The organism is Streptomyces sp. NPDC088354 (genome assembly GCF_044753585.1).
Classification (GTDB): Bacteria; Actinomycetota; Actinomycetes; order Streptomycetales; family Streptomycetaceae; genus Actinacidiphila.
In genome coordinates this window covers 581,894-595,092 of the sequence record NZ_JBIVNJ010000001.1, presented here as the reverse complement: position 1 = coordinate 595,092, position 13,199 = coordinate 581,894, and the positions used below count along the sequence as shown (strand labels likewise).

The window sequence follows — 13,199 nt, the reverse complement described above, 5'->3', positions numbered from 1 at the left end:
ACGTCACCGATTCTGTTGACCCTATGCCCTGCCCACGCCACTTCCTCGCAATCTTTCGGTCACACGCGGATAACGCACTACCAGAATTGATCAGTTTCGGCAGAAGCTTGCCGCAAGGCGGCGTACACGACAGCAGCGGGCGGATACATTCGATGCGAGGCAGGACGACCGGAGTCGGGCGACGGCGACAAAGGTGAAGAGGGGGGACGACGCATGGCGGCATCCGCACCAACCCGCTGGGACCGCAAGATGCAGCAACGCCTCGCCCGCGGCGAGGAAGCCGCCCTCGGAGAGCTGTACGACCGCTTCGCCTCCCTCGTGCACAACCTCGCCCACCGCGTCATGGACGACGAGGAGGCCGCCGCGCAGATCACCCGCGAGGTCTTCGGCTACATCTGGGAGAACCCGGACGCCTACGACCCCAAGCGGGGTTCGCTGCGCTCCTGGATCGCCGGGCTCACGCAGAAGCAGGCCGTCCACCGCCTGCGGCTGTCCGAGAACCACGGCGAGGGCACCCCTGAGGAGGTCGAGACCCGGCTCAGGGAGGCGAACACCGCCGCCCGCGCCGACTACATCGTGACCTCCATGCCCGAGCCCCTGCGCCAGGCGCTCGACCTCGCCTACCGCCGCCGCATGGACTACCGCGAGGCCGCCGTCGACCTCGGCGTCACCGACGACGAGGCCCGCCGCCGGCTGCGGCTCGGGCTGCAGCTGCTCTCCACCGCGATGCAGGACCCCGCCCCCGAGGGGCGTGCCCTGTGACCGGACCCGCCGAGGACGGCGACAACTCCCCGCACGGGACCACCCCGCCCCGTGTGCCGACGCCCCGCGGTGCCGCCGAGGACGGCCCGCTCCCGGAAAGCGTGACCATGCAGCCCGAACAGCCCCGGTACGACCACCGCGTGCTCCGCTCCCTCCTGGGCGCCTGGGCGCTGTCCGCCTGTTCGCGCGACGAGTCGGTCGCCGTGGACGAGCACCTCACCTCGTGCGCGCCGTGCGCGGACGAGGCGCTGCGGCTGCGCCGGGCCGTCGAACTCCTCCACCAGGAGGAGTCCCTCGACCTCGACCCGCTGCTGCGCGCCCGCGTCCTTGAGGGCTGCCTCGGACGACGCCCCGCGCGCATCCCCGTCCCCCACTGGGCCGCGCCCTACGACGCGGAGACCGCACGGCTCGACGCGCTCCTGTCCGACCTCGGCGAGCACGAGTGGGATCTGCCGGTCCGGCTGGTCTGGGCGGGCGGCGAACGCGAACTGACGCTCTGCGGGGTGCTGGCCCACCTCGGCTCGGTGGACGGCGTCGTCGCCACCGCGCTCGGCCTCGACGACCCGCTCGGACCCGGGGCGCCCCGCACCCGCCTGGAGCGCACCGAACTGGCGGGAGAGCGCTGCCGCCACCACACGCGCGGCTTCGTGCGCACCAAGTGGCGCACCCAGACCCGGGACATCGTGCGCACCCTGTCCTTCGCGGGCACCGGCACCGGCGGCCTGCCCGTCGACTTCACGGACATCGTGGTGCCCATGCGGGACGCCCTCATCGACCGCGCCTTCGAGTGCTGGATCCACGCCGAGGACATCGCCCAGGCACTGGACTACCCCGAGTACGGGCCGCCCGCGCCGGCGCACCTCAACAGCATGATCGACCTCGCCGCGCGCATGCTGCCGCTGGCGCTCGCGGGCCTGCGCCAGGCCGGGCTCGCGGACTCCCCCGCGCGTCTGGTGCGCGCCGGTGCCCCCGGCCGCACCCTGGACCTGCACGTCGAGGGCACCGGCGGCGGGCACTGGTACATCTGCCTCGACTCCCCGGGCGCCATCGGCTCGCCTGACAACGTCGTCGCCGAGCTCGCCGTCGACCAGATCGACTTCTGCCAGCTCGCCGCCGGCCACCTGCCGCCCACCCGCATCGCCGCGGGCCGCGGCGGCGACCCCGACGCCATCCGCGACGTCCTCCTCGCCACCGCCTCCCTCTCCCGCCTCTGACACCCCCGAGGGGCGCGACCCACCACACCGGCACCGCGCCCGCGCCCGCGCCCGCGCGAAGCGCTACTTGCTGACCGCCGCCAGAATCTCCGGCAGCCGCCCCTGCATGCGCGGCGCAGCCGCCCGCACGCCCGCGGCCGCGAGCAGCGCGCCGTAGACGCAGCCGACGGGCAGGACGAGCCACAGCGCGCCGTGGCGGTCCGCGACGTGCAGCCAGATCAGCAGGCCGAGCACCGGGAGGGTGAGCACGGTCCCCGTGCCCGCGCCGCCGACGAGGCTGAGCCAGACGAGGCTGCCCTGGCCCGGGGCGGCGGAGCTGCCGAAGCGGTTCTCCCGGGGCATGGAGTACGGGAAGCGGACGCTGGCCCACGCGCCTGTGGCGATCAGCGCGCCGAGCAGCGCGAAGGAGAGCCCGAGCGTCTCCGGCGCCGCGTCGAGGCGGTGCAGGAGCAGCGCCGCCCCGACCGTGACCACGGCGACGTACGGGACGGCCACGACCGCGATCGCCAGCGCGCGGGCCCGCAGTTCGGCGTAGGCGTCCTCGCGGGAGGAGATCGTCGCCGCGACGGTCCAGAAGGCGGAGCCGTCCATGCCGAACTGGTTGTACATCTGCAGGCCGAGCAGTCCGGCGGCCCAGCACGCGGAGTACACGCTGCCGTGCTGCACGGCGGAGACCACCGGCAGCAGCAGTCCCACGGCCAGCGCGGTGGCCCACGCGGCCTTGGTGCGCGGGTCGCGCCAGGCGTAGCGGAACTGGCGCTCCATGACCGTGCCGGTGCGTCCCTCGGGGAACAGCCTGCGCGTGGTGCGCACCCGCGCCGGCCCCGAGGCCTGGAGGGTGGAGGAGTCGGGACGGGTCATCAGCCGGTCCAGGCTGCGGTGCCACCAGACCAGGACGCCGGCCAGCACCGCCGCGGTCCACAGGAGTTGGACGACGGCGAGCCCGTACGCCCCGGTACCGGCCGCGTGCACCGCGTCGAGGGCCGAGGCGGGCGGCAGCCAGCGCAGCACGGAGGTGACGCCCTCGAGCCGCTCCAGACCCTTGCCGGAGGCCAGCGCGTTGGCCCCGAGGTTGACCAACTGCGCGCCGACGGCGACGAGCACGCCGCTCAGCAGCGCCAGGTCGCGCCCCCTGCGGCTGGTGAGCAACCGGGTGTTGGCGGCCGCGACGGCCCGCGACAGCGTCACGCACAGCACCACCACGAGGGGCACGGCGACGATCGCCGCCGCCACCGACCCCGCCCCGTGGGCCACCGCCACCGCGGCGCCGGTCGCCACCAGCACCGTCAGCAGCGGTCCGACGCCCACCAGGGAGGAGACCAGCAGCGCGACGATCAGCGGGCGGGGGCGCAGCGGCAGCATCGCGAGCCGGGTGGGGTCGAGGGTGTCGTCGCCGCCGAAGACGAACAGCGGCATCGCCGCCCAGGCGACGGCCAGCACGGTCCCGGCGCCGACGGCCGCCACCGGCGCGTAGTCGTTGCCGTGCAGGACGACCAGCCCGGTGGCGAGGCCGAGCGCGTACAGCAGGGCGGCGAGCGTGCCGACGATCCAGCCCACCGTGCGGCCGGTCGACTGCCGCAGTCCGTTGCGGATGACGGACAGCTTGAGCCGTACGAAGGTCCCCGTCACGGCCGTCCCGCTCCCCGGCCGCCGGCCTTGCCGGTCCCGGACCCGCCGGTCCCGGCCGCACCGGTCCCGCCTCCGCCGAGCCAGTCCAGCTCGCGGCCCTCCGCGCGGTCGTGGGCCCCCACGAGCGTGAGGAAGGCGTCCTGCAGCGTCGCCGCCTGCCCGCGGACGTCCGCGAGCCGTCCCTGCGCGACGATCCGGCCGGACGCCATCACGGCGACCCAGTCGCACAGGCTCTCCACCAGTTCCATGACGTGGGAGGAGAAGACCACGGTCGCGCCCGAGGCGGTGTAGCGCTCCAGGACGCCGCGGATCACCTGGGCGGAGACCGGGTCGACCCCCTCGAACGGCTCGTCCAGGAAGAGCACTTCGGGGTTGTGCAGCAGCGCCGCGGCGAGCCCGATCTTCTTGCGCATGCCGGTCGAGTAGTCGACGACCAGTTTGTTCGCGGACCCGGCGAGGTCCAGGACGTCGAGCAGCTGGGCCGCCCTGCGGTCGGTCTCGGCCCCGGGGATGCCGCGCAGCCGTCCGGTGTACGCGAGCAGCTCGCGCCCGGTGAGCCGCTCGAAGAGCCGCAGCCCCTCCGGCAGCACGCCGATGCGGGACTTCACGGCGACCGGGTCGCGCCAGACGTCGGCGCCGGCGACCTCGACCGTGCCGTCGTCCGGCCGCAGCAGCCCGGTGACCATGGACAGCGTCGTGGTCTTGCCCGCGCCATTGGGACCGACGAGCCCGACGAAGTGACCGGCGGGCAGCGTCAGATCGATCCCGGCGACAGCGATCTGCTGCCCGAAGCGCTTCCAGAGTCCCTGGACGCGCACGGCGGGCGGCGTGGCGGGTTCGTTCGGCATCAGCCCAGCCTATGCCGCCGCGCCGACAGCGCGGCGGCTACCTGGTCCGCCCGCACGCGTAGGCGAGGGGGCTGAGCAGTTCCCCGGTGTCGGGCAGCCAGCGGTTGACCGCGGTGGGCTTGCGGGCCCACTGGACGGTCTGGCCGCCCGCCAGCCGGGTGGGCGGGGCCGGGATCCAGTCGCCCTCGCCGCGCACGACCAGGTCCAGTGAGGACGGCGACCAGCCGAGCCGCCGCAGCAGGTCGGGCACCTTCGCCCCGGCGCCGGGGAGCACAAAGAAGATCAGCCGCCGGTCCGGGGTGCCGATCACCGGGCCCAGCGGCAACTCCATCCGCTCCATCCTGGCGAGCGCGAGACAGCCGGCGACCTCCGGGACGTCGATGGCGTCGAAGGAGCGGCCGGTCGGCAGCAGGATCGAGGCGTCCGGCTGGGCCAGCCACATCCGGCGCACGGCGGCGGCGCTCCCGCTCGCCTGCCCGATCCAGTCGGCCGTGAGGGGGTGCGCGCCGGGCGCCGGGCAGCGGGGCGCGCCGCACGAGCAGTACGGGGTGCGCCGGCCGGCGTAAGCCGCGGCCGGACCGGTCCCGTCGGTGAGCCAGGCTCCGGGGAGCACATCCCAGTGCCGCTCCTCCGCGTAACGGACCGCGGCGTCGAGGAGTTGGCCGGCGGTCTGCCGGGAGGCTGTGAGGGTGTCGTCCACGGTGTCTTCCACGACCATCACAACTGCGGCGCTGAGCACGGGTTACGGGCGGTGACGCGTCCACCTCGCGGGTCATGGCGGGCGCACGGGTGCACGAGCGGGGGCGCGCGGTAGAGGGTCGTACATGATCCGGGTAATCACTCTTGGGTGTGTAGGCATGCATCCCGCCGCAAATTATGGCGTTTGCGGCGAATCCGAGAGGCGCGTACCGGGAAGGGATCTTCAAGCAAGGGATCTTGAGGTCCCGCACAAGCGGCAGCTATGAGGGGGAGCCCGTGGCCGCACGACCGCTCGTCGCACGTCAGCCCAACGAAAGGCTGCAGGCACTGATCCAGGAAGCCGGCTGCTCCAACGCCGGATTGGCCCGCCGGGTCAATATGTGCGGGGCGGAGCACGGCCTCGACCTGCGCTACGACAAGACCTCGGTGGCCCGCTGGCTACGCGGCCAGCAGCCCAGGGGCCGGGCCCCGGCGATCATCGCCGAGGCGATCGGCCGCAAGCTGGGCCGCACCGTGACGATCGACGAGATCGGCATGGCCAACGGCAAGAACCTCGCGACCGGTGTCGGCCTGCACTTCTCGCCCACCGTCCTGGGCGCGATCGAGCAGGTCTGCGAGCTGTGGCGCAGCGACGTGGGGCGCCGCGACTTCCTGACCGGCTCGTCGGTGGCCGCCTCCGCGCTGGTCGAGCCGAGCCGTGACTGGCTGATCACCCGCGCCGACACGCAGGTCGCGCGCACCGGCGGCCCGCGGGTCGGCATGTCCGACGTGGAGGCCGTCCGGGCCACCACCCGGGCGCTGAACGAGCTCGACCACCGGTTCGGCAGCGGCCACGTGCGCCCGGTGGTGGTGCACTACCTCAACAGCGTGGTCTCCGGGCTCCTCGCGGGCTCCTACCGCGAGGCGACGGGACGTCAGCTCTTCTCCGCCGTCGCGCGGTTGACGGAGCTCGCCGGCTACATGGCGGTCGACACCGGGCAGCCCGGACTCGCCCAGCGCTACTACATCCAGGCGCTGCGGCTGGCCCAGGCGGCCGGCGACCGGGCGTACGGGGGCTACGTGCTCGCGGCCGGGATGAGCCACCTCGCCGCGCAGCTCGGCAATCCGCGCGAGATCGCCCAACTCGCCCGCGCCGCACAGGAGGGCGCCCGGGGCCAGGTCACCGCGACCGCGCAGGCCATGTTCTACGCCGCGGAGGCACGCGGCCACGCCCTGATGGGCGACGCACGGGCCTGCGGCGCGGTGGCCGGGCAGGCCGTGGAGGCACTGGAGCGCTCGGCCCCGGAGGACGACCCGGACTGGATCGCCCACTTCAATCAGGCCTACCTCGCCGACGAACTGGCGCACTGCCACCGCGACCTCAACCAGGCGCCGCAGGCCGCGCGCCGCGCCGAGGAGGCGCTGTCCGCCCTGGGTCCGGAGAAGGCCCGCCGACGCGCGATCGGGCTCCTGGTGCTGGCCCAGGCGCAGGTGCAGCAGCGCGAGGTCGAACAGGCCTGCCACACCGGGGCGCAGGCCGTGGAACTGCTGTCCACGCTGCGTTCCAACCGCGGGGCGGAGTACTTGGAGGACCTGCGGACGCGTCTCCAGCCGTACGCGGCGGAATCCGCGGTCCGGGAGTTCGACGCCCGCCTGGAGGAGCAGGAGGCGGCGGCCTGACCGGGGTTCGCCCTCCGGACGACCGGAGGGCGAACCCGAATTGTTATGCGAACGACATCAACCCACCACCGCGGGCACCTTGTTCTGCGCCGAGGCACCCGGCGGGGACTTCGTGGACCCCCCGCGGCGTGGTGCCTTGCGAAGCCGACCCGGTAGCGTGAGCCGACGATTCCGTGTCGACGGAGAAGGCAGAGGTAGCGGTGATGCACGGCGGACGCGGTGACGAGGCGTATCCGGAGGTGCACGAGGGCGTGGTGCTGCCCGCGCAGGGGCGCGCACCTGAGCCCGAGCTGCCCCCGACGTGGAGCGGCGGGCCGGCCGGCGGGCAGCCCTGGGGCCGGCAGCCGGCGCAGCAGGACCCTTACTACGGGCACCAGGCGCCCGTACCGGACAGCGACGCGACGCAGATGTTCCCGCCCTACCCGCAGGCCCAGCCCCCGGCCGCGCAGGACGCCGGACAGCCCCTGCCGCAGTTCCAGGGCCAGGCCGACGCCACCCAGCTGCTGCCCCCGTTCCCGGCGGCGCCCCAGTCGGCGTTCGATGTCCGGCCCGGCGCCCCGGGTGCCGCGGACGCGACGCAGCACCTGCCCCGCTACGAGGACCTGTCCCCGCAGCAGGCGCAGTACCTGCCGCAACCCCAGTCCCCGGCGGCACCGGCGTACGGCTACCCGCAGGAGGCCCAGCCGGAGCCGCAGGACGACTTCGGCCACCTGTACCGCCAGGACAGCCCGGCGCAGCCGCAGCACCTCCAGCCGCAGCCCGCCTACCAGCCGCCGGTGTACCAGCAGCCGCCCCCGGCCCCGTCGTACGACGCGTACGACGGCTACGAGGAGCCCCGGCGGAGCCGCAAGCTGTCCCCGATGGCCCTCATAGGCATCGTGGTGGGCGGCTGCGCGATAGCCGGCCTCGCCGCCGGCGCGCTCATGAGCGGCGGCGACGACGGCACCCCTGCGGCGAGCTCGAGCCAGGTCCCCTCCTCCTCCACGGCGCCCGACGGTTCCGGGGGCGGCGCGGACGCGGCGGAGAACCAGGCCAAGCAGCTGGACCAGCTGCTGAGGCAGAGCGGCGGCAGCCGCACCTCCGTCATCAACGCGGTGGCGAACATCACCAAGTGCGACGACCTCGACCAGGCGGCCGCAGACCTGCGGGCGGCGGCCAAGCAGCGCGGCGAGCTCATGGCGCGGCTGAAGACCCTTTCCGTGGACCAGCTGCCCCGTCACCAGGAGCTGGTGGACGCCCTCAACAAGGCGTGGACGGCCTCGGCCGCCGCCGACAACCACTACGCGGCCTGGGCCGACCAGGTGAAGCAGGGCAAGCACCTGTGCAAGCACGGCAAGGCCCGCAACACTCCGCAGACCGCCGCCGGCAACAACGAGAGCGGCAACGCGACGCACGCCAAGAAGACGGCCGTCGGCCTGTGGAACTCCATCGCCAAGAAGTACAACCTCACCGAGCACCAGTACACCCAGATCTGACCGGGCGCGGCGGCCCGCGCGAAAGCCCCGGAGCACACGGCTCCGGGGCTTTCGCGATGCGGTACCGGCGCCGTCCGGGTCCGGGCGCCCGCGCTCAGTCGCGGGGGGCGTTCTCCAGCGTCTTCGTCATGTCGACGAAGCCGCTGCTCACGGCGACCAACTGGCCCTTGACGACCTTCTGGTAGGTCACCTTGCCGTTGACCATGCGCGGCTGGTCGATGATCGAGGCGGCGTCCTGCTCACGCCATCCCAGCGGCGGGGTGAGCCCGCCGGTGGAGATCCCGTGCGCCTGGTCGAACGCCTGCTTCACCGTGGCGGCGGTGATCGGCGCGTCCCGGCCGATCTCGTCGACGACCTCGGCGAAGGCCGTGTAGGCGATCCACGTGGTCTGCACGCCGGGGTCGTCGGGGTCGATGTCGTTGTTGCCGAAGGCGTACTTGCTGATCGCCTCGCGCATCGTCGCCCAGCGCGCGTCGGAGGCCGGGGGGTACCAGCCGGTGACGTACGCGCCCTCCAGCGGGCTGCTCGCGCCGCCGGTGCTGTCGAGCGTGGACTGCTGCACGCTGCCGAGCACGGAGGCGATCAGGGCCTTCGGCTTCTCGTCCTTGCCGGTCAGCGCGTCATGGGTGGTGGTGCGGCGGAACGCGTCGAAGAAGCCGGCGGTCTTGTCGCCGAGGGCCGCGCTGACGCACTCGCCGGCCTTGTTCTCGCCGACCGCCTGCCGGGCGATCGCGTTGTAGTCGGTGGAGTCCTCCTTGGCGCGCAGGTCCGTCGCCTTCGTGCGCCCGGCGTCCTGCAGGCCCGTGTCGAGGAAACGGGCGAACAGGTCGCCGGCCGCCGTGTCGGGGCGGACCAGGCTCACCTTGTCGCACTTGCCCGCCAGTTGACGGCCGTTGCCGGCCATGAGCGTGGTCAGGCCACCGTTGATCGGGTACGACAGCGGGCTCTCGAACTCGTCCTGCGTGACGCCGTAGCCGCCGATGTAGGGGATGCCCTCGGCCTCCAGCGTGGAGGTGAACGCCGCGCCGTACTGGCTGTACGAACCGACGACCGCGACAGCGCCCTCGTCCGCGGCACGCTGCGCGCAATCCTGCGCGCCCAGCGAGGTGTTGTGCTCGTTGCAGTTGACGACCTTCAGCTCACGTCCGCCGATACCGCCCTTGGCGTTGACGTACTTGGCGAAGGTACTCGCCATGGCCGGCATACCCGGCATGTTGGTCGCATTGGTTCCCTGTGGGGCCCACGTCATCACGACAATGGGTCCGGTCGAACCCCCAGTCCCCCCCGGGAGCACGCCGCAGCCGACCAGCAGAGCGACGCCGGCCGCCGCGCTGACGAGGGGGACGGCCGTTCGCGAACGCCAATCACTCATGGAACGGGACGATTCCGCTCCTTCCGCAACTCCAGGGTGAACGCAAGGGAACGCAGAGCCACGGGAGGGTGAAAATAATGTGCTCCTATCTGGAGCACGTACGATCGTGCACTGTGCAGAGTGCCGAGAAGTCTTCCCGCCGGCGTGTCCGCTCCTCCACGATGGGAGACATGCCGCTCAACGACATGCCGTGGTGGCGCTGGCGCGCCAATGTGCGCTCCGCGCTGCACATGATCAGCGACCCGGTCTTCCACCAGGAGACCTGGCTGGCCGGCCGGCCCGGCTACGGGGACGTGACGGACGCCGTCTACCGCCTGGTCGAGGACACCTGGCTCGACAACTGGTCCGCCGAGAAGTACGTCGGAACGGTCTTCCGCGACTCGCAGGAGGCCGCGCTCGTCGACGTGGCCGTGCTGCGGGTCCTGAAGATCCTGCACCAGGTGGGCGCCGACGCGCCGATCTCGGCGTACCTGGAGCACCACGCCTGGGCCGAGGCGGTCCGCGCGGCCCGCGAGGCGCACGTGCGCCTGGCGACCGCGGACGGCGAGGACCCGGACACGCCGCCGCGTTCCCTGGACGTGCTCAAGATCTACATGCGCACCGCCTGACGGGACTGCCCGGCGACCGGCCCGTGGACGTCTTGGATCAGCCGGCACCGCGTGTGCGAGGCTAGGCCCGTGAACGCCGTCGACGAGTCGCAGCAGCCGTCCGAGCAGTACATCCTCACGCTGTCCTGCCCCGACAAGCCGGGCATCGTGCACGCCGTGTCGAGCTACCTCTTCATGACCGGGTGCAACATCGAGGACAGCCAGCAGTTCGGTGACCGGGACACGGGACTGTTCTTCATGAGGGTGCACTTCACGTCGGACCACCCGGTGGGAGCGGAGAAGCTGCGGGCCAGCTTCGCGGCCGTCGCGGACGCCTACGGCATGGACTGGCAGATCACGCCGTCCGGTGAGCGGATGCGGATCGTCCTGCTGGTCAGCAAGTACGGCCACTGCCTCAACGATCTGCTCTTCCGCACCAGCATCGGCGCGCTGCCGGTCGAGATCGCCGCCGTCGTGTCCAACCACACCGACTTCGCGGAGCTGGTCGGCTCCTACGGCATCCCCTTCCACCACATCCCGGTGACCAAGGAGACCAAGGCCGAGGCCGAGACCCAGTTGCTGGCGCTGGTGGAGAAGGAGGGCGTGGAGCTGGTCGTCCTCGCCCGCTACATGCAGGTCCTCTCGGACCACCTCTGCAAGGAGCTGTCCGGGCGGATCATCAACATCCACCACTCCTTCCTGCCGAGCTTCAAGGGCGCCCGCCCCTACCACCAGGCCCACGCCCGCGGCGTGAAACTCATCGGCGCCACGGCGCACTACGTGACGGCGGACCTCGACGAGGGGCCGATCATCGAGCAGGAGGTCGAACGCGTCGGCCACGACCTGACGCCCGATCAACTGGTCGCCGTCGGCCGGGACGTGGAGTGCCAGGCCCTGGCGCGGGCCGTGAAGTGGCACAGCGAGCACCGCGTGCTGCTCAACGGACACCGCACGGTCGTCTTCGCCTGAACCCTGCCGCGCGGCGTCAGCCCGCGCGGCACACCGGCGCCTCCGCGACGTCCGCGAGGAAGCCCTCGATCGCCGTGTGCCAGGCCTCGGGCTGGTCCCAGGGGACCAGGTGCCCGGCGTCGGGAACCTCCGCGTACGCGCCCCGGGGCAGGACACGGACCATCTCCTGGGCCTCCGCGCGGCCGAGGTCGCCGTCCAGGCCGCGCACCACGAGGGCGGGGCACGCGACCTGGGCCAGTTCGTCCCAGTGGGCGTCGTGCACCCAGGGCTCACGGGAGCGCAGCATGTGACGCCGGTCGAACACCGGGCGCCAGCCGTCGGCGGCCTGCTCCATCACCTCGGCGAAGAACTCCCCGCGGGCCGGACGGCGGCCCTCCGTCCAGGGATCCTCCTCGCCGAACCACCGGCGCACCGCGTCCAGGCTGGCGAAGGGCACCGGCCAGGCACGGAACCAGTCCTCCCAGGAGCGCTGATCGGCCTCCCCGACGGCCGCCGCGCGCATGTCGCACAGCACTACGGCGCCCACCAGGGACGGCCGGCGGGCGGCGAGCTGCCACGCGGTCAGGGCGCCCATCGAATGCCCGATGACGACGGCCGGGCCGAGCCCCAGCTGCTCGATCGCGGCGGCGGCGTCGCCGACGTACGCCTCCCGCGTGTACGGCCCCTCGGGCTTGGGGCTGCCGCCGTGCCCGCGCTGGTCCAGCGCGACGACGCGGTGGCGGCCGACGAGCCGCCGGGCGGTGCCGGCCCACTGCGAGGCACGGCCCATCAGCCCGTGCAGCAGCAGTACGGCGGGGCCGGAGGCCGCTCCCGGCCCACCGGCGTGCTCCCACGCGGTGAGCGGAAGGCCGTCCGCTCCGGTGATTTCCCTACGCCTGGCCATGTGGCGCCCCCTGGTGCGTGACGTTCTCAGGACCCCACGCTATCGAATTTCTGTTCGAGAAGCCTCTTCACACGCGCAACACCGCTCTTTCGAGTGACAGCGCTCAAGGATTGTCGGCGCGTGCCGAGGGGAGGACTTCAGCGGGACGCGGCCCGGCGGGGAAGACGGGCAGCGGGGAGCCACCCGGACAGCTCGGGGATCCGGGTGGCCTCCACGGGGACCAGGGGGAACGGGGGGGGAACGGGGGAACCGGGGGGGAGGACGGGATTCCGGCGCACGGGGAGGCGCCGGAGTCCCTCCCACCACGAGGGCCCGGCGAAGCGCCCGCCCGCCGGAGCGCCGGACGCGACGCCTACCGCTTGGCGACGAACACGTGCGAGGCGGTCTCGCTGCTCAGCTCCGCGGCCTCGCCGCCGCTGCCGACCAGCACACCGCCCGCCGAGGGGGTCACGGACACCACCGCGCCGGGCTGCACGCCGGCCCGCCGCAGCGTGTACATCAACTGCGCGTCGTTCTGGATGGGCTCGCCGATCCGCCGCACGACCACACTCGCCTCGGAGAGCCCGCTCTCCAGCTCGCTCAGGCTGACCATGCCCTCATCCAGGAACGGGTCCGCGCCGTCCTTGTCGCCCAGCTCCTCCAGGCCCGGGATCGGGTTCCCGTACGGCGACTCCGTCGGGTGCCGCAGCAGCTCCAGGACGCGGCGCTCGACGGCCTCGCTCATCACGTGCTCCCAGCGGCAGGCCTCCGCGTGCACGTGCTCCCACTCCAGGCCGATCACGTCGACCAGCAGGCACTCGGCCAGCCGGTGCTTGCGCATCACGCGGGTGGCGATGCGGCGGCCCTCCGAGGTCAGCTCCAGATGCCGGTCGCCGGCCACGTGCACCAGACCGTCGCGCTCCATGCGTGCGACGGTCTGGCTCACGGTCGGACCGCTCTGGTCCAGCCGCTCGGCGATTCGGGCGCGCATGGGGACCACGCCTTCCTCTTCCAGCTCCAGGATGGTACGGAGATACATCTCCGTCGTGTCGATGAGTCCGGACATGCGTGCCCCTCGGTGGCTCGTGCGTGGCCCTGGCCTCAATTCTGACGCATCGGACCG

General features: G+C 72.8%; 12 protein-coding genes. 6 read left to right on the top strand and 6 right to left on the bottom strand.

Features of this window, described 5'->3' with window-relative positions; translation table 11 throughout:
- Positions 1–213 precede the first annotated feature (213 nt).
- Both ACIP98_RS02790 and ACIP98_RS02785 read left to right on the top strand, forming a co-directional pair.
- Positions 214–762: a sigma-70 family RNA polymerase sigma factor gene (locus ACIP98_RS02790; RefSeq protein WP_319663006.1), complete on the top strand. Its 549-nt coding sequence runs from the start codon at positions 214–216 to the stop codon at positions 760–762.
- Positions 759–1,976, top strand: coding sequence for a zf-HC2 domain-containing protein (locus ACIP98_RS02785; RefSeq protein ID WP_319663005.1), 1,218 nt, complete (start codon positions 759–761; stop codon positions 1,974–1,976). The genes ACIP98_RS02790 and ACIP98_RS02785 overlap by 4 nt, the downstream gene beginning before the upstream one ends.
- Positions 1,977–2,039: 63 nt before the next feature.
- Here ACIP98_RS02785 and ACIP98_RS02780 read toward each other — a convergent pair whose 3' ends face one another.
- Genes ACIP98_RS02780 through ACIP98_RS02770 form a run of 3 tightly spaced genes read right to left on the bottom strand, consistent with a single transcriptional unit; the run spans position 2,040 to position 5,171 of the window.
- Positions 2,040–3,605 (bottom strand): transporter, encoded by a 1,566-nt coding sequence (locus ACIP98_RS02780; protein WP_401973325.1) that lies wholly within the window; start codon positions 3,603–3,605, stop codon positions 2,040–2,042.
- Positions 3,602–4,453: an ABC transporter ATP-binding protein gene (locus ACIP98_RS02775; RefSeq protein WP_319663003.1), complete on the bottom strand. Its 852-nt coding sequence runs from the start codon at positions 4,451–4,453 to the stop codon at positions 3,602–3,604. Before ACIP98_RS02775 ends, ACIP98_RS02780 begins: the two co-directional genes overlap by 4 nt.
- 37 nt (positions 4,454–4,490) lie before the next feature.
- Entirely contained in the window at positions 4,491–5,171 is a 681-nt protein-coding gene (locus tag ACIP98_RS02770) for a bifunctional DNA primase/polymerase (RefSeq protein ID WP_401973449.1), read from the bottom strand.
- Between the two features lie 257 nt (positions 5,172–5,428).
- Here ACIP98_RS02770 and ACIP98_RS02765 point away from each other — a divergent pair, with 257 nt between their 5' ends.
- Entirely contained in the window at positions 5,429–6,811 is a 1,383-nt protein-coding gene (locus tag ACIP98_RS02765) for a transcriptional regulator (RefSeq protein ID WP_319663001.1), read from the top strand.
- Positions 6,812–6,984: 173 nt separating this feature from the next.
- The gene (locus tag ACIP98_RS02760; protein ID WP_401973324.1) at positions 6,985–8,286 is read left to right on the top strand and encodes a hypothetical protein; all 1,302 of its coding nucleotides are present in this window, start codon (positions 6,985–6,987) and stop codon (positions 8,284–8,286) included.
- Between the two features lie 94 nt (positions 8,287–8,380).
- On the opposite strand, the gene ACIP98_RS02755 is transcribed toward ACIP98_RS02760, so the two are convergent.
- On the bottom strand, positions 8,381–9,658 hold the full coding sequence (locus ACIP98_RS02755; RefSeq protein ID WP_319662999.1) for an ABC transporter substrate-binding protein: 1,278 nt from the start codon (positions 9,656–9,658) through the stop codon (positions 8,381–8,383).
- Between the two features lie 161 nt (positions 9,659–9,819).
- Here ACIP98_RS02755 and ACIP98_RS02750 point away from each other — a divergent pair, with 161 nt between their 5' ends.
- Together ACIP98_RS02750 and purU are read left to right on the top strand one after the other, a co-directional pair.
- Positions 9,820–10,266, top strand: coding sequence for a hypothetical protein (locus ACIP98_RS02750; RefSeq protein ID WP_319662998.1), 447 nt, complete (start codon positions 9,820–9,822; stop codon positions 10,264–10,266).
- Positions 10,267–10,335: 69 nt separating this feature from the next.
- Positions 10,336–11,214, top strand: a complete 879-nt coding sequence (gene purU, locus ACIP98_RS02745; RefSeq protein WP_319662997.1) for a formyltetrahydrofolate deformylase — start codon at positions 10,336–10,338, stop codon at positions 11,212–11,214.
- A gap of 16 nt (positions 11,215–11,230) precedes the next feature.
- Here the strand turns inward: purU and ACIP98_RS02740 are convergent, their stop codons facing one another.
- The gene (locus tag ACIP98_RS02740; RefSeq protein WP_401973323.1) at positions 11,231–12,097 is read right to left on the bottom strand and encodes an alpha/beta fold hydrolase; all 867 of its coding nucleotides are present in this window, start codon (positions 12,095–12,097) and stop codon (positions 11,231–11,233) included.
- Positions 12,098–12,449: 352 nt separating this feature from the next.
- On the bottom strand, positions 12,450–13,142 hold the full coding sequence (locus ACIP98_RS02735) for a metal-dependent transcriptional regulator (RefSeq protein ID WP_319662995.1): 693 nt from the start codon (positions 13,140–13,142) through the stop codon (positions 12,450–12,452).
- Positions 13,143–13,199 lie beyond the last annotated feature (57 nt).

Coding starts and splice junctions, on each gene's coding strand:
- ACIP98_RS02775 (WP_319663003.1), bottom strand. CDS start 4,453: ATGCCGAACGAACCCGCCACGCCGCCCGCCGTGCGCGTCCAGGGACTC.
- ACIP98_RS02735 (WP_319662995.1), bottom strand. CDS start 13,142: ATGTCCGGACTCATCGACACGACGGAGATGTATCTCCGTACCATCCTG.
- ACIP98_RS02750 (WP_319662998.1), top strand. CDS start 9,820: ATGGGAGACATGCCGCTCAACGACATGCCGTGGTGGCGCTGGCGCGCC.
- ACIP98_RS02755 (WP_319662999.1), bottom strand. CDS start 9,658: ATGAGTGATTGGCGTTCGCGAACGGCCGTCCCCCTCGTCAGCGCGGCG.
- ACIP98_RS02740 (WP_401973323.1), bottom strand. CDS start 12,097: ATGGCCAGGCGTAGGGAAATCACCGGAGCGGACGGCCTTCCGCTCACC.
- ACIP98_RS02770 (WP_401973449.1), bottom strand. CDS start 5,171: ATGGTCGTGGAAGACACCGTGGACGACACCCTCACAGCCTCCCGGCAG.
- ACIP98_RS02790 (WP_319663006.1), top strand. CDS start 214: ATGGCGGCATCCGCACCAACCCGCTGGGACCGCAAGATGCAGCAACGC.